Source organism: Jannaschia donghaensis, assembly GCF_001403795.1.
GTDB classification, from domain to species: domain Bacteria; phylum Pseudomonadota; class Alphaproteobacteria; order Rhodobacterales; family Rhodobacteraceae; genus Jannaschia; species Jannaschia donghaensis.
Map to the genome: position 1 here is coordinate 100,368 of NZ_CXSU01000005.1, position 22,549 is coordinate 122,916.

Sequence of the window (22,549 nt, forward strand, 5' to 3'; positions counted from 1 at the left end):
ATCGCCCGCGTCCCCCGATCACAACGACGGCGAAGGCGAGGGATCCATGAAGACATTCATCAACGGCTTCGGACGGATCGGACGCTCCATCCTGCGGGCGCATCTGGCCGGTGCCGGGGCGGGGATCGAGGTGGTGGGCATCAACGATATCGCGCCGCTTGAAACCTGCGCTTATCTGTTCAAATACGACAGCGTCTTCGGCCCGTGGCCCGGAACCGTGGAGGCGAGTGAAGACACCCTGCTTATCGACGGTCGCGCCATACCGTTCCACCGCACGCCAGACCTGCGTACGCTGTCGCTGGGCGGTGTGGACCTTGTGATGGAATGCACCGGCCACGCCGACACCCGACCTGAGGTGGAGCGTGGACTGCTGGCAGGCGCATCAAAGGTCCTGATGTCAGGTCCGTCTGCGGTGGCAGACGCCACGATCGTGCTGGGGGCGAACGATGCCACGCTGAACGGCGCGCACCGAATCGTCTCCAACGCCAGCTGCACGACGAACGCGGTCGCCCCGTTGCTGGCCGTTCTGGACGCGGCGTTCGGCGTGCAGACGGGGTCGATGACGACGATCCATTGCTACACCGGTAGCCAACCGACGGTTGATATGGCTTTGGGTGGGCCATTGGCGCGCAGCCGGGCGGCGGCGCTGTCGATGGTGCCCACGACGACCAGCGCGGGGAAGCTGGTGGATCAGGTGCTGCCGCATCTGGCCGGGCGCGTGCCCTGCCAGTCGGTCCGCGTTCCCGTTGCCAGCGTGTCCGCCGTCGATCTGTCGTTCATGCCAACGCACCCCGCCACCGCCGAGGAGGTGAATGCCGCTTTGCGCAAGGCCGGCGGTGTGATCGGCGTGGAAGACGCCCCCCTCGTCAGTTCCGATCTGCGCGCGCGGCCCGAAAGCTATATCCACGCGAGTGCCGAAACGCGGGTCAGCGGGGGAGGCATGATCCGGGTCTTTGGTTGGTACGACAACGAATGGGGGTTTGCGAACCGGATGCTGGACCTTGGCCTCAGGATGGCAGGCTGAGGCGCAGGATTCCTGCCGGATCCAGCGTTTTACCATCATAGTCGAGCGGATGGCTGGCGTAGTTGAAGACGAACCGCTCCGTGCCCGTGTCGCGGATGCGCAGGCCTTCGGGCAAGTCGACCGTCGTCAGGCCCGCGTCCCGCGCCAGCGCCCCGATGATGCGCCGGGCCGCCATCTTGTCGGGCCAGCCCGCCAGATGCGCGCGTTTGCCGTGTCGCAGCAGGACAGGCGCGCCATCGGTCGTGCGCTCCACCACCTCGGCCGTCGTTTCAATATGCTCAAGCCACAGGTCGATGCCGCCCCCCGCCGGCAGGCCGCGCGGGGCCTCCGGCGGAAAAGTTTCCTCCATCACGGACGTCGCGGCCAATCCCGGCAAGTTCGGGCCCATTGGTGTGGGAATGCTCAGTTCCGATGTCTTCAGATCGGTGCGCGGTCCGGTCAGAACGAGGCCGTCCGCCGCTTCGATCGCCGCGCGCAGCGGATCGGTCAGCGAGAGCAAGCCGGGCACCAATGTGAACGCATAACCGCCCAGCGACGCGGTATCCGGTGGCAGGATGTCGACCGACAGGCCAAGTGATCGCAAGGCGCGGTACAGATCGAAGCACAGGGCAAAATGGTCGAAGCCTACGCCCTGCGGCTGCACCTCCCACGCCCATTGGGACGCATAGTCGAAGATCAACGCGACCGGGGCCTGCACCGCAGCGACGTCGGGGGCATCGCGCAGTTCGGCGGCAACCTGCGCGGCTTCGGCAAATCCCGCCGCCTCGCTGCTGTCGGGGCGCAGAAGGCCCGCATGCTGTTGCTCCTGCGCCTGTGGAAACTGCCGCCAACGGAACCAGCAGACGGCCTCTGCCCCGTGAGCAAAGGCTTCCCAGGACCACAGGCGAACCATTCCGGGCAACGGTGCGGGGTTCCAAGGGGCCCAGTTCACCGGGCCCGGCTGCTGCTCCATCACCCACCAGCGTCCCGCACCGCAAGCGCGGTAGAGATCGTGATGGAAGGCCTGAAAATCAGGATCGCCCTGGCGCAGATATGCGGCTTTGTCGCCACCTGGCACCCGGTCCAGAAGGAAGCCCATGGGATAGCTGTCCCATGTCGCGATCTCCATCTGCCGCGCGACCGCATAATGATCGAAATCCGTCACCCGGCCCATGTAATTGTGCGAAATCGGCGCGTCGGAATGGGCGCGAATGGCCGCGACCTGCGCCGCGTTCCAGTCGACGACCATGTCGGACGCGAACCGACGAAAGGCCAGCGCATGGCTCGGGTTCGGTTCCGTCACGGTAAGGTTCGGCAGGCCGATCTGCCCGAAGTCGTCGTAGGTCATCGACCAAAAGATATTGCCCCAGGCATCGTTCAGGTTCGTGATGGTTCCGTACTTGTCCTTCAACCAGATGCGGAAGGCGTCTTGGGCGACCGGTGACCAGCTGACGGTCGTGTCGTGGCAGCCGTATTCATTGTCCGTCTGCCAGGCGGCGATCCGGTCGCCGTAGCGTTCCGCCATCAGCCCGGCCATCCGGGCCGCTGCGTCACGATATCCCGCGTGTGCGAAGTCGTAGTGGCGGCGCGATCCGAATTTGCGCGGCCGCCCCTCCGCGTCATGGGCCAGCATGTCGGGAAACCGGTCCAGAATCCAACGCGGCGGCGTGGCCGACGGCGTGCCTAGAACCACCGACAGGCCCGCCCCGGTCAGCACGTCGATGGCGCGGTCCAGCCAGTCCCAGTCGTACCGCCCCGGTGCCGGCTCCAGCAGGGACCAGGCGAATTCGCCGATCCGCACCCACGTCAGTCCCAGATCGGCCATGCGGCGTGCGTCTTCGGGCCACTGCGCTTCGGGCCAGTGTTCGGGATAGTAGCAGGTGCCCAGCGTGCGCTTCAAAGCACGACCTTGCGTTCCGGAATGCCCCTGACAGGCATGTCCGCGATCCAGGTTCGCCCGGCGTTGGCATGGTGTCCTTCGCCCGGCGTGTCGATGTCTTCGGTGGCCGACGTCACGAACATCCGGTCCAGTTTCGGCCCGCCGAACACCGGACAGCTGGTGTGGGCGGCCCCGGTCGGCAAAGCCATGCGAAACCGCCCGTCGGGGCCGTGGCAGGCCACGCGCCACGCGCCCCACTGCGCGATCCAGAGGTTGCCCTTGGCATCGCAGACCGCACCGTCCGGGTTAAGTCCGACGCCCGAGAAATCGGCGAACATCTCGGGCTTGCCGGACGGCCATCCGGCACGGTCTATATGTTGCTTCCAAATGGCGCCCTTGGCGGTATCGGCGAAATAGGCCGTGTCCCCGTCGGGCGAGAAGCAGATGGAATTCGGGATCGTCATATCGCGATAGATCTGGCGGACTTCGCCCCGGAAATAGCGGTAGATCGCGCCCGCGTTCTCTTCGCCCTCCCGCCCCATGGTGCTGATCCAGAAGCCACCGACGGGGTCGGCCCGCCCGTCGTTCGATCGATTGCCCGGTTTGTCCGCCTCCAGCCCCACGATGATCTCCCGCGCGCCGGTTTCGATATCGAACTGCCAGAGCCCGCTGGCCCCCGCGATCATCAGCGTGTTTCGGTCGATCCATCCAGCGGCGCTGACCATTTCCTCGAAGGTCCATTCCAGCAGGTCGTCACCCGTTCGCGATAAGAGACGCTGACCGGTGATGTCGAACCAGAACAGCTGTTCCCGCTCGGGATGCCAAAGGGGCGCTTCGCCAAGGGTACAGACGCGGTCGTCGAAAACGCGTGCCGGGGTCATACCATCACCCCGGTCCCCGTGGCCGCATCATAGGCGGCAACGATCCGGTGGGCGCGCGCGGCGATCTCCTCGATCGGCAGACCGGGAACATAGACCGCCGTGCCCAGCCCGAAGCCGTCGGCCCCGGCATCCAGCCATGCCGCGAAATTGTCCGGCCCCGCGCCGCCAACGGCATAGACCAGCGTGCCCTTGGGCAGGATCGCCCGCATCGCCCTGAGCCCCGAGGGGCCCGCCATGTTTCCGGGAAACAGCTTCAGCCCCGTGGCCCCGGCCTGAAGCGCGGCGAAGGCTTCGGTCGGGGTGAAGACACCCGGCCAACTTTCCAGCCCCAGATCGCGGGTCGCCCTAATCACATCGGGGTCGGCGTTGGGCGACACGATCAACCGGCCGCCCGCATCCGCCACCGACTGCACCTCGGCCACCGACAGGACCGTTCCCGCCCCGATCAGCCCCTGATCGCCGTGCGCGTCCGCCATGGCGGCGATGGAGGTCAGCGGCTCGGGCGAATTCAACGGCACCTCCACCGTCGTGATCCCGGCATGGATCAAGGTGGCGCAGGCGGGAATGGCGTCGGGGGGCGTAATGCCGCGCAGGATGGCGATCAGGGGACGGGTCATTCAAGCGTCTCTCAGGGCGGCCAGGCCGGCAAGCGTCATCTCGTCGGCGGGCAGGAGGGTGGGGGAAAGGCCCTGTGATTTCAGGGCCGTGGCATAGGCGTGAGTGGTCTTGGATGATCCGGTGATGATGGCGTCGCGGCCCAGCCACCAGGGTTTGGTGGCGGCAAGTTCGGCCCCGATCAAGAGCCCGGACAGGATCGCGCGGCCCGTGGCAGCGTCCTGCCCATGCAGAAGATCGGCGGCGCGCAGTTCGAACAGACGGGCGGTCAGGATCTCGGGGCGTGACAGGGCGTCGGACACCGCCGCCACGAAAGCCTCCTCGTCCCAGCCGTCCCCGGCAAGCGAGTGGCGCAAGACCGACCGACCCGTAAGGTCGGCAAACAGCTCTCCGGTCATAACGGTGCGGAAACTCACGATTTCCCCGGCGGACAGATGCGCCCACTTGGTATGCGTTCCGGGCAGGCAGGCGACGCCGTCGAAATCGGGCTGGCGGGCCAGGATGCCGGCGATCTGCGTCTCCTCGCCGCGCATGACGTCGGGATGGGGTTTCAACTGACGGACACCCGGCACGATGGAGACGTTCAGGCGGGGGTCTTTCGTCGGGGCGTGGGTCAACTCGCCACCGGCCGCCGCACAGGGAACGGTGCGGTAGGCCGCTTCGGCCCAGCCCTGTCGCGCGCCGACCATGCCGCAGGCCAGAACGTCGGTCGGACCGTCGATCCAGTCGCCCGCCAAGTCGATGAAAACACGCTCGAAATCGTCGTGGGACAGGGCGTTCATACCCTTGTCGTTCTGCCGCGTGTCGACCGGACGTATGCCGTCCATCCGGGTGATGCGCAGGGCGGTGGTGCCCCAGTCGACTGCGATCCAGTGTGTCATGTCAGCCGGTTACCACGACTCCGCCGTCGACGGCCATAACCTGCCCCGTCATCATCCGCGACGCGTCGGACGACAAGAAAAGGGTGGGGTTCACAATGTCCGCTGGTGTCAGATGATCCTTGAGGCAGGCGCGGTCGAGGTGGGCCTGCAGGGACACGGGATCTGCCCATAATTCCAACTGCTTGGGGGTCAGCACCCAGCCGGGCGCAAGGGCATTGACGCGGATGCGGTCAGGGCCGAATTCGCGGGCCAGGGAGCGGGTCATTCCCGTGATGCCGGCGTTGGAGGATGTGTAGATGGCGTAGCCTGCGTTGCCCATCATGTAGCTGATGGACGAGAAGTTGACGATGTGACCGTAACCGACTGATTTCATGCCGCGAATGGCATGTTGGCAGGCGAAGAAATAGGCCTTGAGGTTGATGGCGACGGACCAGTCCCAAAACGCCTCGTCCACGTCGAGGGTGGCGTGGCGTTTGTCGTTGGCGGCGTTGTTGACCAGCCGGGTGATGGGGCCGTGGGCGTCTGCGGCGGCCTCCATCGCGGCCCGCAGGCTGTGCACATCCGTGATGTCGCCCTGGATGAAAAGCGGTGTGTTTCCCGTGGTTTGGGTCATTTCCTCTACGAAATGCGACGCGTCGGAGCGACCGATGAACGCGACGCGTGCCCCCTGGCGCAGGAAGCCTTCGGTCAGGCTGGCCCCGATGCCGGAGCCGCCGCCGGTGATGAAGACCGACGCGCCGGAAAGGTCGGGATAGGTGGCCGTCTGTGTCATGTCGGAACCTTGGGAAATTTCAGGGGTGATCTATGGGTGATCTGTGGGTGATATACGTCCGACACGATTTCCGGACGCAGCGCTTGGCCGTGGCATTTTGGCCGCGAATCGCACGGACCCGGATCAAAGCCGATGGCCCTCGATCACCCACATCGTGTCCGGGAAATTCCACGGCAGGGTGATCCCGTGATGCATCAGCCAGGCACCGGATACTTCGATCGCGCCGTCCTTGAGGATCGGCGATCCGCGCGACAGGGCGGGGGCCGTCTGGCGATTGATCAGTTCGATCCGGTAGCGGGCCTCCGGATCAAGCGCCGTCAGGCGCAGGGGGCGCGGGGCGATTTGGGCGGAAGTGGCCGCCTTGCCCGCGAAGACGACGAAGCGGTGCCCGTCGCGGGGCATCTGCTGTTCGGCCAGGATGGCCGGATCGCTGCTGTCGAGGCGCAGGATGTCGGCGTCCATCATCCAGGCGCGGTTGCGTTTCCACCAGGCCGTCACCTCGGTCAGGACGGCCGTTTCCCGGTCGTCGAGTTCGCGGGGGTCCATCTCGAACCCCATGTGCCGTTGGGCGGCGACCCATGCGCGGAAAGAGATGTCGAAAACGCGCCCCGACGTATGGCATCGGCGCGGGCCGACGTGGCTGCCCGAGACGGCCATCGGCAGGAACAGGGCGGCGTCGTGCTGGATGCGCAGGCGTTCCAGCGCATCGTTGCTGTCCGACAGCCAGACGCGCTGGGTGCGTTTCATGATGCCGAAGTCGATACGGCCACCGCCGGAGGCGCAGCTTTCGATTTCCACCTGCGGGAAGTCGGCGCGCAGCCGGTCGATCAGGGCGTATGATCCACGCGTCTGGTCGGCGTCGGGCATCGGCAGGACGCGGTTGTGATCCCATTTGACGTAGTCGATGGCGTGGCGCGACAGGATGTTGGCCATACGCTCGTAGATGAAATTCCGCACGTCCGGCAGCGCCATGTTCAGCGCCTTCTGCTGACGGCCCAGCGTCTGATCCATCGCGCCCAGGGTCCAGTCCGGGTGCGCGCGGTGCAGGTCGGAATCCGGGTTGATCATCTCGGGCTCGAACCAGATGCCGAAGGTCATCCCCTCGCCGTGGACATGGTCGATCAAGGGGCCCAGACCTTCGGGATATTTGCGCGGGTCCACCTCCCAATCCGACAGGGACCGGGTGTCGTCATCGCGATTGCCGAACCAGCCGTCGTCCAGAACGAAGCGTTCGGCGCCCAGTTTCGCGGCGCGGCTGGCGATGTCGTGGAGGACCGGCAGCTTGTGGTCGAAGTACACCGCCTCCCAACAATTGTAATGTACGGGGCGGGGTGTGGCGGGGCGGGGCCAGGTGACGATGCGGTCGCGCAGATGCCGTTGGAACGACGCGGCGCAACCGTTCAAGCCGGTCTGGGAATAGGTGACGTAGAGCGTCGCACTCTCGAACATTGTGGCGGCGTTCGTTTCCATCCGGGCGGCGTGGCCCCATTGGATCTGACGGCGCCCGTCGGGCAGTTCCTCGGCGATCATCTTGTGGCCACCGGACCAGCCGTAGTGGAAGCCGTACACCTCCCCTTGCGTGTTGGTCGCGCCGAAACAGGGGATCAGCAGGCCGGGGAAATGTTCGTGCCCCGTCCGGCCCGTGCGGTTTTCGCGGTAGCGGATGCCTGGCGACCACGCGGTGCGGTTGAGCTGAAACTCCCCGCACCAGCGGCCCGAAACGTCGATCATGTCGGACGATTGCTGCGGCGCGGGCAGGACTGGGCCGGCCAGCCAATGCAGGTGCACGGGGCGTGTCGCCTCCAGCACCGTCTTGGCGGTGATGATCCGGGTTTCGATGTCGCGGGTGAAGCGGAAGGTGAGGGTCAGGCCGTTGTCGGCGTCACCGTAGACCAAGTCGAGGGTGCCGTCGGTCTGCACGTCGCTGCGATAGGCGAATTTTGGCAGCAGGGGCGTGCCGTCATGGTCGCGCAGGATCAGGCCGGGCTGGCCCGGAAAGCTACGCGCGGCTTCGGGACAGAGGCTGAGGTCGGGGTTCGCGTCGAGCATTCCGCCGGTGACGTCGATCGCCGCGGCGCGCGCCACGACGCGCAGGTCTTCGTCCAGTGGCAGGGGCGCGCCCCAATAGACGACCTGCGGCAGGCAATCGCCGGTGGCCGCGAAGACCATCGTCTGACGTGCGCCATTGGCCGGATCGTGGTCGTCGATGCGCCAGGTGCGGACGGGCGCACCGGCGTCGGAGGTCTGGGTCATCTGCGGATCCGGGATCGAGAGGGATTACTTGACGGCGCCCAGGGTGAGGCCGGCGATGAAGTGTTTCTGCATCAGGAAGAACATCGCCACGGGCGGCAAGGCGGCGACGATGCTGCCCGCGCTCATCAGGTGATAGGCGGCGCGGTATTCGGAGTTGAACGAGGTGATTCCGGCGGTGACCGGCTGGCTGTCGGGCCCTTGGGTCAGGACGATGGCCCAGAAGTAGTCGTTCCAGATGAAGGTGAAGATCAACACCGACAGCGCGGCGATCGCGGGCTTCATCAACGGCATGACGACGTACCAGAAGATGCGCCATTCGGCGACGCCTTCGACCCGCGCCGCCTCGATCAGGGGGAAGGGCAGCGCGCGGATGAAATTGCGCATGAAGAGGGTGCAGAACCCGGTCTGGAACGCGATGTGGAACAGGATCAGGCCCCTTTTCGTATCGTAGAGCCCGAGGTCCAGCGTGAAATCGCGCACCGGCACCATCAGGATCTGGAAGGGTACGAAGTTGCCCGCGATGAACATGAAGAAGATCAGCAGGTTGCCCTTGAACCGGTAGATGCCTAGCGCGAAGCCCGTCATGCACGACAGCGCCACGGTGCCGATAACGGTGGGCACGGTGATGAGCAGGGAGTTCCACAGGTAGCGGGGCATGTCGGATTCGAAAAAGACCTTGCCGTAGTTGTTGAACATCTCGAACGAGCCGGGGACGCCCCAGTAGTTGCCGGTGGTGAAATCGCTGTCGGGTTTGATGGAGAAGATCATCACCGCGATCAGCGGCAGCAGCCAGGCGATCAAGGCGAGGGGCAGCAGGGTCTGATAGCCGATCTGCCAGGCGCGGGACGATTTCTCGATGGGGGTGGGGAACATCAGATGGCCTCGCGGGTGGCTTTGGGCAGGCTGGCGCGGATGGTGTCGTAGCTGACGCGGATGCGGTGCGCGGCTTCCGCGACGTCGGTGGTGGCATAGGGCAGGCGCACCCAGGAGCGGTGGAAGTATTTGGCCTTGTTTGCGGCCCCCGCGTCGATCAGCATCGCCGCCGTCTCCACGTCCGGACATTTGACCGACACGCCGTCCTCCGCCCCGCAGCTGTCACGGCCCGCCATGCAGGCGAACATCCGGCCAGCCAGCTTCCAGCTGTCGAGCTCGCCCGGCCCGGTGGGGGTCGCGCCGGGGAGTGCTGCGCAGAGGGTATCGACGTCGGCGCGGGTCATTGACGCCGCCTCAACGGATGGGGTGGCTGCGTCGGAAGGCGGTCGACCATCTCAATGCACGTCAGGACATCGGCTTCTACGTCGGCAAAACGGAGCGTCTTATCGCGGAAGGCCTGCGTGTAAGTTCGCGCAGATCCCTCCGAGTAGTCGCGCATTATCCTACGCGATCCATCGCTTGTCGGGAACTCCACAATGAGCCAACGCCTTGGCGGTTGTTCCTTCCTCCGCCACATTGAAAGAGGATCAGGGTTGGTGTCCGACAGCGTGCTAACCAGATGATACTGTCTGGCAGACTCGAGCCCGTCGAATAGGCCCTGGCATCGTTCTTGAATATTCTCATCCTCAATCGAGATCGGAGCGGAAATATCTCGCAGGACTTGCTCCGCGGATGCAACAGCAGGGAGACTGACGGCAAGGACGACGGACAGGATCGGAACGACTGGCATCACCGCGCCGCCCTCTCGTCGCGCCACATGCTCCACAGGAAGTAGGCGATGAAGATCAGCATGATCATGAACAGGACGACCGCGATGGACGCGCCGTAGCCCATGCGGAAGCCGAATTCGGCCAGCGCCTTTTCGTACATGTAGAACGACAGCACGCGGGTCTGGCCGAAGGGGCCGCCGTTCGTCATGATCGAGATGAGGTCGAAGGACCGCAGCGCGCCGATGATGGTGACGACGAAGGCGATGAAGGTCGCCGGTTTCAGCTGCGGGATGATGATGTACCACAGCATCTTCCAGCCCTTCGCGCCGTCCAGACGCGCGGCCTCGATCTGCTCGGGGTCCACCGCGTTGAGGCCGGTGAGGTAAAGGATCATGCAATACGCCGTCTGCGGCCACAGGCCCGCGGCGATGATGCCGTAGGTGGCATAGGTCGGATCGCCCAGGATGTTGATCGGCCCCAAGCCCACCAGCCCGATGACCGTGTTCAAGAGGCCTTCGGACGGCAGGTAGAACCAGCTGAACACCAGACCCACGACGACCTGGGAGATGACGAAGGGAAAGAAGAACAGCGACTTGTAGAGCCGGATGCCGGTAACCGTCTGGTTCAGGAACAGCGCGATGAACAGACCCATCGGGATCGCCAGCAGATAGAGGACCAGCCATTTGATGTTGTTCCAGAAGCTGATCTCGAAATTCCGGTCGCCTGCAAGTTCGCGGTAGTTGCCCATGCCGATGAATGTGCCGGTGTCGGCCAGATCGCCCAGACCGTCCCAGGCGTAGAAGCTGACCTGGAAGGATTGGAAGATCGGGATGATGACATAGGCCGCGAAGAACAGGATGCCGGGGGCCAGGAACAGCCAGGGCGTGATCGCGATCTCGTTGCGGCGGTACCAGCCGCGACGGGGCTGGGCGGCATGGGTGGTCGGGACGGCGGGGGCGGTGGTCATCGGCGTCTCCTCAGCAGGGCAGGGCGGCAAGGGCCGCGCCCGACCCGGTCAGGTGAAAGGGTCGTGTCTGGGTCGGCATATCGAGGCGTGCGGCGATGCCGCCGGCAAGCGCCGCGCGGGCATCGCTTGGCAGGGGCGCGTCGGCCAGGCCCATGTCCCCCGTTCGCGCCATCGGGGTGCCGCGCCCCTCCAACCGCCAGGTCGTGCCGTCGACGGTCCGGTCCACGGTGCCGCGCTGCGCTTCGGCGATGGGATAGGGGCTGACGACGGTCAAAGCGGGCGTGCCGTCGGAACAGACGATGCGGAAGACCCCGTCCTCGGGCGTGTCGCAGGGGCCAAGGCCCGCCGCGTCGCCCGTGGCCCACCAGAGCGATCCGTCGGTGCAGGCCCCGGTCACGTCCTGTGCCGCGACGGGGGATGCAAGCAGAACGGCACACAGAACGATGGCGGCACGTGGCATGGGAATGGTCCTTTCGGTCCGGCACATGCGAAAGGCGCGTGGCCTTGCGGATGGGTCGGGGCCCAGTGGGGATGACCCCGCCCCCCGAGGGAGGGCGGGGTCGGGACGTTATTCAGCGTAGACGCGCTGACGGGTCTGCTCCAGGCGTTGCAGGATGTCGTCGAGGTTGTCGGGGAACACCATGAACTCCTGCAGGCCTTCCATGCCGGCGGCGGCCATCTCGGCCGGGAAGTCCCGGTCGAAGAACTGGGCGATGCCGCCCGTGGCGTTCTCGGTCAGCATCTCGAAGCCCTGGTTCAGGAACTCGTCGTCCTCGACCGCGGAGGCGGCGTTGACGGGCAATTGACCCAGGCCCGGCTTCGTCACCGTATCGCCGTCCTTGACCTCCGGTCCGTTGATCGCGGTCTGCACGTCGGCCCCGGTCACGAACTTGAGGAATTCGCGCGCGGCGTCCTTGTTCTCGGCCCCGGCCGGGATGTGAAAGGTGTCGATTGGGGCGTCTTCGCCCATTTCGACATCGGGGTTGATCGCCGGGAACTGGTAGAAATCGATCTGCTCGTCCGTCAGGCCCGCATCGCGCATTGGGGCGACGGCGAAGTTGCCGATCAGGTAATGCGTCGCCTCCCCGTTGGCGACGAAGGGCAGCGCCTCTTGCCAGGAGTAGTTCTGATGGTCGTCGATATAGGCGCCCATATCGATCAGTTTGCGCCAGTTGGCGAAGGTTTCGCGGACGCGGTCATCGGTCCATTCGACTTCGCCGCGGGCCAGCTCCATGTGGAAATCGAAGCCGTTGGTGCGCATGTTCATGTAATCGAACCAGCCACCGGCGGTCCAAAGGAACTTCGTCCCGATGGCATAGCACTTGCGACCCGAATCCAGGATGACCTGGCAATTCGCCATCTCCTGCTCGAAGGTTTCGGGCTCTTCGATCCCCAGCTCGGCAAAGATATCCTCGCGGTAGTAGAGGCCCCAATTGTAGTAGGTGTAGGGCACGCCCCACTGCTTGTCGTCGATGGTCAGCGCGCCCTTGACCGAGTCCAGCCCCTCGATCTCGTCCCACAGGTCCGAGACGTCTTCGAACAGGCCGGCGTTGACGAAGGGCATCATGCGGTTGGCGGCGTACCAGTTGATCACGTCGGGCGGGTTCGACGACAGGGCGTTGCGGATCTGACCTTTCCAGCCGTCGCGGTCGACGATCTCCAGCTCGATGTTCAGGTCGGGATGCATTTCGCCGAAGTCGGCGACCAGGCCTTCCATCACCGCGCGGGGGGCGGGGTTGGACATGTCGGACACGATCCGCATGTCGCCCGACAGGGCGTGCGCATCCGCAAAGGCGGCACCGGTCATGATGGTGGAAGCGGCAAGAGCCGTCAGAATGGATCGCATGAGTTCCTCCCAGAATTGCGTCCTGATGGTTCCAATAAATGAAACCAAGTTTCTTATATTGAAAACGATGCGACCTTCTGTCTAGGCTGTCAACATCGGATTGAGACTGGGAGGCTCGTTTGAACGTCCAACGCGACACCGCACGCGACGGGGCCGATGGCACCGTGGGCAAGGCGCTGGAGGTTCTGGACCGCGTGGCCGCCTTTGCGCGCCCGGTGCGGTTTTCCGAATTGCTGGAGACATCGCCGTTTCCCAAGGCGACGCTGTACCGTCTGATCCAGACGCTGACGTCGCAGGGGATGCTGCGCTACGATTCCGACCGGGGGACATATGCGCCCGGCATGCGCCTGGTGCGCATGGCCCATGCGGCCTGGGCCCAGTCCAGCCTGGCCCCGATCGCGCGCACGCATCTTGACGCGCTGAGCGCGCAGGTCGGCGAAACGGTGCATCTGGCGCAGTTGGACGGCGGGCAGGTTCTTTATGTCGACAAACGCAACGCGGCGCGCCCGGTGCGAATGTTCTCGGACGCGGGCAAGGTCGGCCCGGCCTATTGCACCGGGGTCGGCAAGGCGATGATGGCGTGGTTGCCGGCGGATATTCTGGAGGGTGTGTTGGGCCAGCAGAGCTGGCACCGATTCACCGACACGACGATCCCGGATGCGGCGGCGATGGGGACGGAGTTGGCGGCGATCCGCGCCGCGGGATTCGCGCTGGACCGGGAGGAGCACGAGCCGGGGATCCATTGCATCGCCCTGCCGATCCTGTCGATCACGGGTCAGGTGCTGGGCGCGATATCGGTCACGTCGCAGGCGGAGCGCGGGACGCTTGCCGAAATGGAGCGTCACCTGCCGCACATGCGGCAGGCGGTGGAACGAATTGCCGGGGACATGCGCGACTGGCGCTTCCCCGACCAACGGGAAGGATGATCCGATGGCAGGCGTCGAGTTAACGAAAGTCGTCAAACGCTACGGCGACGTGCAGGTGATGCATGGCGTCGATCTGACGGTTCAGGAGGGCGAATTCTGCGTCTTCGTCGGACCATCGGGGTGCGGCAAGTCCACCCTGTTGCGGATGATCGCGGGGCTGGAGGAGACGACCGAGGGCAAGGTGGAAATCGGCACCCGCGACGTGACGCGCGAAGACCCGTCGCAGCGCGGCGTGGCGATGGTGTTCCAGACCTACGCGCTCTACCCGCATATGACCGTCGGGGAAAACATGGGCTTCGGCCTGAAGATGAACGGCCACCCCAAGCAAGAGATCGCGTCCAAGGTGGCCGAGGCGTCGCGGATCCTGAAGCTGGACGATTATTTGAAACGCAAACCCGCCGCGCTGTCGGGGGGGCAGCGGCAACGGGTCGCCATCGGGCGGGCCATTGTTCGAGGCCCGGAGGTGTTTCTGTTCGATGAGCCGCTGTCGAACCTGGATGCCGAACTGCGCGTCGAGATGCGGGTGGAGATCGCGCGCCTGCACAAGGAAATCGGCGCGACGATGATTTACGTGACCCACGATCAGGTCGAGGCGATGACGATGGCCGACAAGATCGTCGTCCTGCGCGCCGGCCGGATCGAGCAGGTCGGCGCACCGCTGGAGTTGTACCGCGACCCCGACAATCGGTTCGTCGCGGGTTTCATCGGGTCGCCGTCGATGAACTTCCTCAAGGGGACCGTGCGGGGTGGCGCAGTGGAGGTGCCGGCACTTGCAACGTCTGTCACGCCCGCCGTGACGCTGCCGTCCGACGGCACCGACGTCGTGATCGGGATGCGACCCGAGCATCTTGAGGTCGGTCCGGGCGACACGCTGAGCGTCGATCTGACCGAAGCGCTGGGCGGTGTCAGCTATGCCTATCTGACGGCCGACACCGGCGAGAAGATCGTGGTGGAGGAGCGCGGCGACATCCGGTCCGACGAGGGCGACCGCATCGGCCTGACGATCGACCCGTCGCGCATCCTTGTCTTCGACGCCCAGAGCGAGGCGCGTATCCGCTGAATGTCGATGGTCGCGTCCCTTCGGGGGCGGGGCGCGGGGTCAGATACCGGAAGGCGTGGAGGTTCGTTTTGATCCGACAATGACCGATGCGGCGGGAGGGGCGACGGGCTGGCCTCAGACCTCCAGGCGACCGCGAATGTTTCGGCGGGGTCCAGGCTCGCACCGCCGGGCGTGTCGAAACCGGCGATCGCGCGCCAATACAACGGCAAGGCCGTTCAACTCGGCCGGGTTGGGATGAAACCTCTGTGCTGAGATATTCATCAAACCGTCCCGGGCGGTTCAGTCAAACTCGAAGCGTAAAACGGCACTCTTGGCGCGACGCTGCGCGGCGATGCCCCTTCGAGTTTCAAAGATTGGTGTCCAACGAAATTCTGCCGGGCACCTTCGTTTCTTAGGCCGATTGCATGTTCAACGCTCGCCCGTCGTGCTTGCCGGTCGTTGCGGCCTCTGCCAGCACGGCGGCTACGTCGGCGCGGCTGGCCTTTGCGGACGGATCGACCTCGTCGCCAAGGGTGACATCGTCGCTGCGACCGTCATCGGTCAGCGCGACGGGCCGCAGGATGGCATAGGTCAGGCCGGACGCCATGAGATGTTCGTCGGCGTCATGCTTTGCCTTGAGGTAATGCGCCAGATCGCCCGACGGGTCGGATTGATCGGCGCCGATGGAACTGAGCATCACGAAGCGTTCAACGCCGGCGTCCTTCGCCAGATCGACCAGCCGCATCGCGCCGTTGCGATCCACCTTGTCGGTCATCTCGGGTCCCGTCGATCCGCCTGATCCTGCGGCAAAGATCACCACGTCGGCGCCGTCGCAAACGCCCGGCTGCAGGTCTGTCAGATCGCCCTGCCGCAGGTCCGTGCCTTCGGGCAGGGTCGATGTATCAGAGCTTTCGCGGACAAGTGCCGTTACGTTGTGGCCTTGATCCAGCAGGGTCTGGGTCAGAAACAGGCCGGTCTTGCCGGTGGCACCGGCGATCAGGATATTCATGGGCATAAGGGAGTCCTTTTGTTGAAATTCAGGAGGGTGGTGCCATCGGGCCCGCCGCCCGGGTCGCAGCGATGTAGCCGGGCTGTTCGCGCAACGCGTCCCAATAGGCCAGGACCTTGGGGTGGTCGGCCAACAGCTCCAGACGCGCCAGCAACGCGATGATGTAAGAGATCTGGATGTCCGCCAGCATCGGGTCTTTGCCGAACAGCAGCGGCCCGTCTTCGATGCACGCTCCGATATATGCAAGGTGGGTGTCGAGCGCCGCTTTCGCGTCATCGGGCACCGGTTCGCCTCGGAACGCGGGCATGATCGCACGCACTGCGACTTCGGCGAAAGATGCCTCGACATAGTCGAACAGCGCCTCGTGCCGCCAGAACTCCGCCGTGCCGTGGGGCGGCGTGTGGGTGTCGTCCCCGAACTTGGCCGCCAGATAGCGCAGGATCGTGGCGGACTCGGCGATCATCTCGCCGTCGTCCTCGATCACCGGAGACTTGCCCAAGGGGTGAACCTTCGACAATTCAGCCGGCGCGCGAAAGGCGTCCGTCCGGTCATAGTCGATCCGATTGCAGGGCTGACCCAGATCGGCCAGCAGCCACAGGACACGGGTGGCGCGGGAGTATTGCAGGGCGTGAAGCGTGATCATGGCAAGAAGATCGCCTTCACATTGACGAACTCCTTCATGCCAAATCCTCCGTGTTCGCGGCCATAGCCCGAGTCCTTGACCCCGCCGAACGGCATGTTCGGATCGGCAGCCCCGAAGGAGTTTATGCGGATCATGCCGGTGTCGAAATGATCGCGGGCCAGCTTCAGCGCGCGGTCTTCGTCCTTGCAGAAGATACCGCCGCCCAAGCCATAGCGGCTGTCGTTGGCGATCCGCATGGCGTCTTGGTCGTCTTTGGCACGGATGACGGCGGCGACGGGACCGAAGATCTCGTCGTCATAGGCGGGCATGCCGGGGGCGACGTCCACCAGGACCGTGGCGGGATAGTAGGCCCCGGTGCGATCTGGGGCCGTTCCGCCGCACAGCGCTTTGGCGCCTTTGGCGACGCTGTCGTCGACCTGACCCTTGACCGTGTCGAACTGATCCTTGCTCGACAGCGGACCAAGCTGGCTGTTCTCGTCGGTGGGATCGCCCATGGTGATCGCTTTCATCTGATCGACGAAGGTCGACACGAAGGCGTCATAGACCTTGTCCGCCACGATGAAGCGCTTGGCCGCGACGCAGGTCTCTCCGTTATTATAGAGCCGCCCCATGACCGAGAATTTGACGGCCGTCTCGATGTCGGCATCCTCCAGCACGAGGTAGGCGTCGTTCGATCCCAGTTCCAGCACTGTCTTCTTGAGCGCCTTGGCGGCCACGGCCCCGACGTGACGACCGGCCCCGTCGCTGCCGGTCAGGGTCACGCCACGCACGAGGGGGTGGGCGATCAGGTTGTCGCTGATGTCGTGGTCGATCAGGATGACCTGAAACAGATCCTCGGGCAGACCGGCTTCGATGCACAGCTCGCGCAGGCGCAGGCCGGTGCCGGTGCAGATGCTGGCGTGTTTGAGCACGCAGCCATTGCCCGTCATCAGGTTTGCCGCCAGCACGCGGACGGGCTGATACAGCGGAAAGTTCCACGGCTGGATCGAGTAGATCACCCCAAGCGGCTGATAGCTGACGACGCCGCGCGCCCCGTTCTGGCCGTGTGTGCGTTCCTCGTCAGCCAATGCGTCCGGGCCCGTCTTGGCGGTGTAGTCGAAAATCGCGGCGCAGATTTCGACCTCTTGCTTGCCGTCCTTCAATAACTTGCCGGTTTCCTGCGTCATCAGGGCGGCCAGATCGTCCGCATTGTCGCGCAGTTTTTGCGCGATTTTCGTCAGATAGGGCGCGCGGTCCGCGTGGGACAGGAGACGCCATTCCAAAAACGCGGCGTGTGCGGCCTCCAGCTTGGCGGTCGCCTCCTGCTTGGACATCAGCGGATAGGTCTCGATAGGCTCGCCCGTCGCAGGGTTGGTCGTGGTGAGTGTGGACATGGTGGATCCTCGAAATAAGGGAAAACGGTCGGGCCGGCGAACATTCCACCGGCCAGACACCGGATTAGATCAGCATCAGAAGTTTCTTGGCCGCATCTTCCGAGGAGGCCGGGTTCTGGCCTGTCACGAGTTTTCCGTCCGTCACCACGAAGGACGCCCAGTCGTCGCCCTTTTTGTAGTCGCCCCCGTTCGACTTCAGCATATCCTCGATCAGGAATGGCACGACGTCGGTCAGGCCGACGCCCTCTTCTTCGGTGTTGGTGAAGCCCGTAACGGTCTTCCCAGACACGAGGGGCTTGCCGTCGGCGCCTTGCGTATGGCGAAAGACTGCGGGCGCATGGCAGACCGCGCCCACGGGGCGGTCGCTGGATGCGAAAGTCTCGATCAGGGACCTGCTGTCCGCGTCCTCGGCCAGATCCCACAATGGTCCGTGGCCGCCCGGATAGAAGATTGCATCGAAGCCATCCGCCGAGACGTCCGACAGTTTGGCGGTATTCGCGAGGTCTTTCTGGGCCGCGTCGTCGCTCTTGAACCGCCGCGTCGCGTCCGTCTGGGCGTCATCGGTATCGCTGGATGGATCGAGCGGCGGCTGACCGCCCTTGGGCGAGGCCAGCGTGATTTCTGCGCCAGCATCCTTGAAGACGTAGTAGGGGGCGGCAAACTCCTCCAGCCAGAAGCCGGTCTTATTGCCAGTGTCGCCCAGTTGGTCGTGGGACGTGAGAACCATCAGTATCTTCATGGAAATGTTCCTTCGAAATCAGAGTTCAGTCGTTGAGTTTGACGACGCGTTTGCCGAAAGCGTCGCCTCTTAACAGACCAACGAACGCTTCCGGGGCCTGTTCCAGGCCCGCGATCATTTCTTCGCGGTACTGGATGCTGCCGTCGCGGACCCACTCCCCCATCTGGTTGGCGAATTCGGGGTAGAGATGCCCGAAATCGTCGAAAACGATGAACCCGCGCAGGGTCATCCGCTTTCTCAGGATCGTTCCCATCAAAAGGCCCAGGCGGTCCGGACCGTCCGGCAGGGACGTGGCGTTGTATTGTGAGATGAGACCGCAGACCGGGATGCGCGCCAACGGGTTCAGGAGCGGCATGACGGCGTCGAAGACCGCGCCGCCCACGTTCTCCCAATAGACGTCGATCCCCTTGGGCGTCGCGTCCTTCAACGCGTCGGGAAAACCGTCTGCCTTGTAGTCAACGCACGCATCGAAGCCCAGCGTGTCCACCACATGGGCGCATTTCTCATCGCCACCGGCGATGCCGACGACGCGGCAGCCCAGTATCTTGCCGATCTGCCCGACCGTGGCGCCGACGGGACCGCTGGCCCCGGCGACGACGATCGTTTCACCAGACTTGGGCTGTCCGATCTGCGTCAGGCCGGCCCATGCGGTCAGTCCGGGCATGCCCAGAACGCCCAAGGCCCATGACGGATTATCGGGGTTTTGCCCCATGTTGATGACGCCCGATCCGTCCGACACGGCGTAGTCCTGCCAGCCGCCAAAGGCCTGCACCCAGTCGCCTTCCGCGAACCCATCGACATCTGACGTGATCACACGGGCGACCGTTCCCCCGATCATGACCTCACCCAAGGCGACCGGGTCGGCATAGGACGGCGCATCGCTCATCCTGCCGCGCATGTAGGGGTCGAGCGACAGGTATTCGTTCTGCAACAGCATTTCGCCCTTGCCGGCCTGCGGCACGTCGGACGTGTCGAGACGCAGGGTGTCGGCGTCAGGCTCTCCGTGGGGGCGTTCTGCGAGGACGAATTTGCGGTTCTCGGTGCGCGATGGGGTCATGGCTATCTTCCTTGAAACATGGGGTCTGGTTGAGAACGCGGCCGGCGGGGCAAAGGTCCAGCCGGTCACGCCCAGTCATGTGCGCTGCGCTCAGGAATAGGCACCGGCGGAATAGGTAAGCTCGTAGCTGTGGCTGTAGAGTTCGAAGACGACGCCGAACGGATCCTCGACATACACCATCCGGAATGGCTTTTCGCCGGGGAAGTATTCGCGGACGGGCATGCGCTGCTTACCGCCAGCGGCAAGGATCTTTTCCAACAACTCCTCAAGGTTCGGGTCCTGCACCGCGAAGTGGAACGTGCCGTGGCGGCGATAGGCGAAGTTATCGTCGGGTTCTTCGCTGCCCTTGAATTCGAACAGCTCGAATCCGACCCCATCAGCGGTGGACAGATGCGCGATCCGCAGCCGATCCCAGCCGGGGCCGAAGACGTCGGTACACATCACACCTATGGCGCTGTCGTCCTCGGTCACTTCGCTGGGCTCCATCAAGACGTAGAAGCCCATGACCTCGGCATAGAACTTCACGGCCGCGTCCAGGTCGGGGACAGAGATGCCGATATGGGAGAACGTGCGTGGCGTCGTGGTCATTGCCGTATCCTTTTCAAGTTTGCCTGAAAGACAGATAGACGCGCCGCCCTGTTTCGTGAAATTATCGTCTGCAATCGTTTGGAAAACGAAACGTAATGATATGATGCTGAATGCGACGTGGCTCGACACTTTCGTAACCCTGGCCGAAACCGGGCACTTCACCCGCACTGCGGAGCGGCTGACCATGACGCAGCCGGGCGTTTCGCAGCACCTTCGCAAGTTGGAGCGGCAAGTCGGGCAAAGGCTGATCGCGCAAGAGGGCAAGAGCTTTGCCCTGACGCCGGCGGGCGAGGCGGTGCGGGATCTGGGCCATGCGCGCCGGTCGCAAGAGCGGCACCTGCGGGCAGCGATCGCCACCGACGACCCCGATATCGGCGAGGTGCGGATCGCGTGCTCAGGCAGTTTCGCCCAGCTTCTTTATCCGCGCGTTCTGGCGATCATGCAGGATGCACCGCGGCTGACGATCCATCTGGAGGCGGCGCCGCAAGACAGCGTTCTCTCAGGCGTTCTGGACGGGCGCTTCGATCTTGGTGTCGTCGGGCAGGACCCTGGACACCCGCGTCTTGGCGCCCGGTTGATCGGACGGGAGGAATTGTGCCTGATCCTGCCTGCCGATGCGGTCGGACAGCCGCCGACATTCGAAACCCTCGAAAATCGCGGGTTCGTCGCGCATCCGGATGGCTATGCCTACGCCAACGAGCTTCTGTCCCTGAATTTTCCCAAGACATTCACCGGCGCGGATCGGTTGCGCGTCCGGACCTTTGTGAACCAGATCGGCCAGATCCCGGCACCCGTCGCAGACGGCATCGGATACACACTCTTGCCCCGCAGCGGGATCGAAGCCTTTCCAAGGCGCGATCTGCTGACCGTCGCGACCCTTCCCCATCGTTGCCACCATGAATTGTGGTCGATCCATCGCAAAGGGCCCGAGCTTTCCGCCCGGGTCGCGCGCATCGCAGGCATCGTCAGTGGCATCGCACGACATCTCGGCTGACGATCGAACCCACCACGACTGCTTCGGCGTCAGGTTCTGGAAAAATCACGTCGCGGCATCGGCGCTGCGGGCTGGAACGAGAAGATGAAAGGGGGGGGTGGTGTAAACGCAGCAAAAGCACGCTTTGTTCTGCACATCCGACGTTTCTCAGCGCAGGCACTTCTGGCCCCAGGTGACGTGTCATTCCTTCAAATCCGCGCCGCGTGCCATGCAGATCGCCCGTGGATGATACGTTCGTTTTGCGTGGGTCCTCGGGCTTGTCAGGTTCGTTTCTTTCGTTTTTTACTCCCTCTCAGGCAAGCGGACAGGAGGATTCGGTGCTTACCAGCCGTCAGCAGAAGATCCTTGCGCGTGTCGAGACGCAGCAACGGGTGCGTGTCGATGATCTCGCCGCCGACTTCGCCACGACGCCGCAGACCATCCGCAAGGACCTGCAGGCGCTGGAGCAATTGCATCACATCGTGCGGTTTCACGGCGGGGCCACGTTGGTCGGCGGCATCGAATACACCGCGCCCGCCCAGCGCGAGACGACGGCCGTCGCGGCCAAGCGCGCCATCGCCGCCGCGGTCAGCGCCCGCATCCCGCAGACCTGCACGATGTTCCTGAATGCGGGCACCACGACGGCGCAGGTCGCGCGGCATCTGGCGGGCCACCATCATCTGCGCGTCATCACCGACAACGTCGATCTGGCGGCCGAAATCCGCGGTTTTCCGGGGCTGGAGGTCGTCGTGCCGGGCGGGGCCGTGCGGCGCAGCGACGGCGCGATCATGGGGGCCGAAGCGGTGGATTATATCCGCCAGTTCCGCGTCGATTTCGCCCTGATCGGGGCCGCCGCATTGGCCGAGGACGGCGCGCTTCTGGACTACGATCTGGCCGGGGTTCAGGTCTGCCGCGCGATGGTGGCCCATGCACGCCATATCATCCTGGCGCTTGATTGCGCGAAATTCGGCCGCGCCGCGCCGGTCCGTCTGGGCCATTTGGGCGACATTCACACCCTTGTGACCGAAGCCGCCCCGCCCGACTGGGTCGCGGGGCTGTGCCGGACCCACGACGTAGAGTTGATTCTGGCCGACGGGTAGAGTCTGCTGTTGACAGGAGCTTTCGATTGGCACGAAATCGAAAATAACGCGCCTTTGGGAGGAGGGGGGAGACGGATGCCGCTGCTGCTGAACCTTCTCAGGTATCTGGGTGCCGCGAACGCCGGTGTGCTGGCGGTCGGTCGTTGGGTCGGCGTGGTGTGCATGGCTATCATGGTCATCTTCATCCTGATCCAAGTCTTCTGGCGCTATGTCCTGTCGAACCCGTTGCCCTGGCCCGAGGAGGCGGCGCGTTTCCTGATGCTCTGGCTGATGGTGGTGGCCCCGACGGCCCTGCGGCGGGGCGGGTTCGTGGCGATCGACATGGTGCAGTTGCTTCTGCCCAAGGCGGTGGGTGGTGCCCT

Annotated in this window: 23 protein-coding genes; 6 read left to right on the plus strand and 17 right to left on the minus strand. The window is 64.5% G+C overall.

The features are described from left to right. Positions 1 to 46 precede the first annotated feature (46 nt). Positions 47 to 1,024: a type I glyceraldehyde-3-phosphate dehydrogenase gene (locus tag JDO7802_RS00975; RefSeq protein WP_055082928.1), complete on the plus strand. Its 978-nt coding sequence runs from the start codon at positions 47 to 49 to the stop codon at positions 1,022 to 1,024. On the opposite strand, the gene JDO7802_RS00980 is transcribed toward JDO7802_RS00975, so the two are convergent. The 11 genes from JDO7802_RS00980 to JDO7802_RS01035 all read right to left on the minus strand — a co-directional run bounded on the left by JDO7802_RS00980 (position 1,008) and on the right by JDO7802_RS01035 (position 12,740). After that, positions 1,008 to 2,903, minus strand: coding sequence for a beta-galactosidase (locus JDO7802_RS00980; protein ID WP_055081830.1), 1,896 nt, complete (start codon positions 2,901 to 2,903; stop codon positions 1,008 to 1,010). The two genes, JDO7802_RS00975 and JDO7802_RS00980, sit on opposite strands and share 17 nt — an antisense overlap. After that, positions 2,900 to 3,763 carry an SMP-30/gluconolactonase/LRE family protein gene (locus JDO7802_RS00985; protein ID WP_055081831.1) on the minus strand — a complete coding sequence of 288 codons (864 nt, stop codon included), beginning with the start codon at positions 3,761 to 3,763 and terminating at the stop codon, positions 2,900 to 2,902. The genes JDO7802_RS00980 and JDO7802_RS00985 overlap by 4 nt, the downstream gene beginning before the upstream one ends. Beyond that, positions 3,760 to 4,380, minus strand: a complete 621-nt coding sequence (locus tag JDO7802_RS00990) for a 2-dehydro-3-deoxy-6-phosphogalactonate aldolase (RefSeq protein WP_055081832.1) — start codon at positions 4,378 to 4,380, stop codon at positions 3,760 to 3,762. Before JDO7802_RS00990 ends, JDO7802_RS00985 begins: the two co-directional genes overlap by 4 nt. Further along, on the minus strand, positions 4,381 to 5,259 hold the full coding sequence (locus tag JDO7802_RS00995) for a 2-dehydro-3-deoxygalactonokinase (RefSeq protein ID WP_055081833.1): 879 nt from the start codon (positions 5,257 to 5,259) through the stop codon (positions 4,381 to 4,383). It abuts the gene before it with no gap. A gap of 1 nt (position 5,260) precedes the next feature. Next, positions 5,261 to 6,031: an SDR family NAD(P)-dependent oxidoreductase gene (locus JDO7802_RS01000; protein ID WP_055081834.1), complete on the minus strand. Its 771-nt coding sequence runs from the start codon at positions 6,029 to 6,031 to the stop codon at positions 5,261 to 5,263. A 123-nt stretch (positions 6,032 to 6,154) separates the two neighbouring features. Further along, the gene (locus JDO7802_RS01005; RefSeq protein ID WP_055081835.1) at positions 6,155 to 8,284 is read right to left on the minus strand and encodes an alpha-galactosidase; all 2,130 of its coding nucleotides are present in this window, start codon (positions 8,282 to 8,284) and stop codon (positions 6,155 to 6,157) included. Between the two features lie 24 nt (positions 8,285 to 8,308). Next, positions 8,309 to 9,157 (minus strand): carbohydrate ABC transporter permease, encoded by an 849-nt coding sequence (locus JDO7802_RS01010; protein WP_055081836.1) that lies wholly within the window; start codon positions 9,155 to 9,157, stop codon positions 8,309 to 8,311. Further along, positions 9,157 to 9,501: an MmcQ/YjbR family DNA-binding protein gene (locus JDO7802_RS01015; RefSeq protein ID WP_055081837.1), complete on the minus strand. Its 345-nt coding sequence runs from the start codon at positions 9,499 to 9,501 to the stop codon at positions 9,157 to 9,159. The genes JDO7802_RS01010 and JDO7802_RS01015 overlap by 1 nt, the downstream gene beginning before the upstream one ends. Before the next feature lie 445 nt (positions 9,502 to 9,946). Beyond that, on the minus strand, positions 9,947 to 10,894 hold the full coding sequence (locus JDO7802_RS01025; RefSeq protein WP_055081839.1) for a carbohydrate ABC transporter permease: 948 nt from the start codon (positions 10,892 to 10,894) through the stop codon (positions 9,947 to 9,949). 10 nt (positions 10,895 to 10,904) lie between these two features. Then, positions 10,905 to 11,354, minus strand: coding sequence for a hypothetical protein (locus JDO7802_RS01030; protein WP_055081840.1), 450 nt, complete (start codon positions 11,352 to 11,354; stop codon positions 10,905 to 10,907). Positions 11,355 to 11,462: 108 nt separating this feature from the next. After that, positions 11,463 to 12,740 carry an ABC transporter substrate-binding protein gene (locus JDO7802_RS01035; protein ID WP_055081841.1) on the minus strand — a complete coding sequence of 426 codons (1,278 nt, stop codon included), beginning with the start codon at positions 12,738 to 12,740 and terminating at the stop codon, positions 11,463 to 11,465. Positions 12,741 to 12,859: 119 nt separating this feature from the next. On the opposite strand from JDO7802_RS01035, the gene JDO7802_RS01040 reads away from it, so the two are divergent. Continuing rightward, positions 12,860 to 13,666 carry an IclR family transcriptional regulator gene (locus JDO7802_RS01040; RefSeq protein ID WP_055081842.1) on the plus strand — a complete coding sequence of 269 codons (807 nt, stop codon included), beginning with the start codon at positions 12,860 to 12,862 and terminating at the stop codon, positions 13,664 to 13,666. Between the two features lie 4 nt (positions 13,667 to 13,670). Next, on the plus strand, positions 13,671 to 14,726 hold the full coding sequence (locus JDO7802_RS01045; protein WP_055081843.1) for an ABC transporter ATP-binding protein: 1,056 nt from the start codon (positions 13,671 to 13,673) through the stop codon (positions 14,724 to 14,726). A 391-nt stretch (positions 14,727 to 15,117) separates the two neighbouring features. Here the strand turns inward: JDO7802_RS01045 and JDO7802_RS01050 are convergent, their stop codons facing one another. From JDO7802_RS01050 to JDO7802_RS01075, 6 genes are all read right to left on the minus strand, one after another. Then, positions 15,118 to 15,714, minus strand: a complete 597-nt coding sequence (locus JDO7802_RS01050; RefSeq protein ID WP_055082930.1) for an SDR family oxidoreductase — start codon at positions 15,712 to 15,714, stop codon at positions 15,118 to 15,120. A 28-nt stretch (positions 15,715 to 15,742) separates the two neighbouring features. After that, positions 15,743 to 16,357, minus strand: a complete 615-nt coding sequence (locus JDO7802_RS01055; RefSeq protein ID WP_055081844.1) for a glutathione S-transferase family protein — start codon at positions 16,355 to 16,357, stop codon at positions 15,743 to 15,745. Continuing rightward, complete coding sequence (locus JDO7802_RS01060; RefSeq protein WP_055081845.1) at positions 16,354 to 17,730, minus strand: NAD-dependent succinate-semialdehyde dehydrogenase; 1,377 nt, start codon at positions 17,728 to 17,730, stop codon at positions 16,354 to 16,356. The genes JDO7802_RS01055 and JDO7802_RS01060 overlap by 4 nt, the downstream gene beginning before the upstream one ends. 64 nt (positions 17,731 to 17,794) lie before the next feature. Further along, the gene (locus tag JDO7802_RS01065; protein WP_055081846.1) at positions 17,795 to 18,469 is read right to left on the minus strand and encodes a type 1 glutamine amidotransferase domain-containing protein; all 675 of its coding nucleotides are present in this window, start codon (positions 18,467 to 18,469) and stop codon (positions 17,795 to 17,797) included. 25 nt (positions 18,470 to 18,494) lie between these two features. Further along, positions 18,495 to 19,526 (minus strand): NADPH-dependent curcumin/dihydrocurcumin reductase, encoded by a 1,032-nt coding sequence (curA, locus tag JDO7802_RS01070; RefSeq protein ID WP_055081847.1) that lies wholly within the window; start codon positions 19,524 to 19,526, stop codon positions 18,495 to 18,497. A gap of 90 nt (positions 19,527 to 19,616) precedes the next feature. Next, on the minus strand, positions 19,617 to 20,114 hold the full coding sequence (locus JDO7802_RS01075) for a lactoylglutathione lyase family protein (protein WP_055081848.1): 498 nt from the start codon (positions 20,112 to 20,114) through the stop codon (positions 19,617 to 19,619). A 103-nt stretch (positions 20,115 to 20,217) separates the two neighbouring features. Between JDO7802_RS01075 and JDO7802_RS01080 the strand changes: the two genes are divergently transcribed. From JDO7802_RS01080 to JDO7802_RS01090, 3 genes are all read left to right on the plus strand, one after another. Beyond that, a complete protein-coding gene (locus JDO7802_RS01080) occupies positions 20,218 to 21,108 on the plus strand; it encodes a LysR family transcriptional regulator (protein ID WP_055082932.1) in 891 nt (296 codons plus the stop codon). 317 nt (positions 21,109 to 21,425) lie between these two features. Beyond that, entirely contained in the window at positions 21,426 to 22,187 is a 762-nt protein-coding gene (locus JDO7802_RS01085) for a DeoR/GlpR family DNA-binding transcription regulator (protein ID WP_055081849.1), read from the plus strand. Between the two features lie 75 nt (positions 22,188 to 22,262). Then, the coding region (locus JDO7802_RS01090) for a TRAP transporter small permease (RefSeq protein WP_144430508.1) at positions 22,263 to 22,549 on the plus strand (287 nt) is incomplete at its 3' end.

Bases quoted from the DNA above. Each gene is read 5' to 3' on its own strand.
- JDO7802_RS01075 (WP_055081848.1), bottom strand. From the start codon at position 20,114: ATGACCACGACGCCACGCACGTTCTCCCATATCGGCATCTCTGTCCCC.
- JDO7802_RS01065 (WP_055081846.1), bottom strand. From the start codon at position 18,469: ATGAAGATACTGATGGTTCTCACGTCCCACGACCAACTGGGCGACACT.
- JDO7802_RS01025 (WP_055081839.1), bottom strand. From the start codon at position 10,894: ATGACCACCGCCCCCGCCGTCCCGACCACCCATGCCGCCCAGCCCCGT.
- JDO7802_RS01060 (WP_055081845.1), bottom strand. From the start codon at position 17,730: ATGTCCACACTCACCACGACCAACCCTGCGACGGGCGAGCCTATCGAG.
- JDO7802_RS01080 (WP_055082932.1), top strand. From the start codon at position 20,218: ATGCTGAATGCGACGTGGCTCGACACTTTCGTAACCCTGGCCGAAACC.
- JDO7802_RS01005 (WP_055081835.1), bottom strand. From the start codon at position 8,284: ATGACCCAGACCTCCGACGCCGGTGCGCCCGTCCGCACCTGGCGCATC.
- JDO7802_RS01045 (WP_055081843.1), top strand. From the start codon at position 13,671: ATGGCAGGCGTCGAGTTAACGAAAGTCGTCAAACGCTACGGCGACGTG.
- JDO7802_RS01030 (WP_055081840.1), bottom strand. From the start codon at position 11,354: ATGCCACGTGCCGCCATCGTTCTGTGTGCCGTTCTGCTTGCATCCCCC.
- JDO7802_RS01035 (WP_055081841.1), bottom strand. From the start codon at position 12,740: ATGCGATCCATTCTGACGGCTCTTGCCGCTTCCACCATCATGACCGGT.
- curA (WP_055081847.1), bottom strand. From the start codon at position 19,526: ATGACCCCATCGCGCACCGAGAACCGCAAATTCGTCCTCGCAGAACGC.
- JDO7802_RS01050 (WP_055082930.1), bottom strand. From the start codon at position 15,714: ATGAATATCCTGATCGCCGGTGCCACCGGCAAGACCGGCCTGTTTCTG.
- JDO7802_RS00985 (WP_055081831.1), bottom strand. From the start codon at position 3,763: ATGACCCCGGCACGCGTTTTCGACGACCGCGTCTGTACCCTTGGCGAA.
- JDO7802_RS01015 (WP_055081837.1), bottom strand. From the start codon at position 9,501: ATGACCCGCGCCGACGTCGATACCCTCTGCGCAGCACTCCCCGGCGCG.
- JDO7802_RS01055 (WP_055081844.1), bottom strand. From the start codon at position 16,357: ATGATCACGCTTCACGCCCTGCAATACTCCCGCGCCACCCGTGTCCTG.
- JDO7802_RS00975 (WP_055082928.1), top strand. From the start codon at position 47: ATGAAGACATTCATCAACGGCTTCGGACGGATCGGACGCTCCATCCTG.
- JDO7802_RS01010 (WP_055081836.1), bottom strand. From the start codon at position 9,157: ATGTTCCCCACCCCCATCGAGAAATCGTCCCGCGCCTGGCAGATCGGC.
- JDO7802_RS01000 (WP_055081834.1), bottom strand. From the start codon at position 6,031: ATGACACAGACGGCCACCTATCCCGACCTTTCCGGCGCGTCGGTCTTC.
- JDO7802_RS00995 (WP_055081833.1), bottom strand. From the start codon at position 5,259: ATGACACACTGGATCGCAGTCGACTGGGGCACCACCGCCCTGCGCATC.
- JDO7802_RS00990 (WP_055081832.1), bottom strand. From the start codon at position 4,380: ATGACCCGTCCCCTGATCGCCATCCTGCGCGGCATTACGCCCCCCGAC.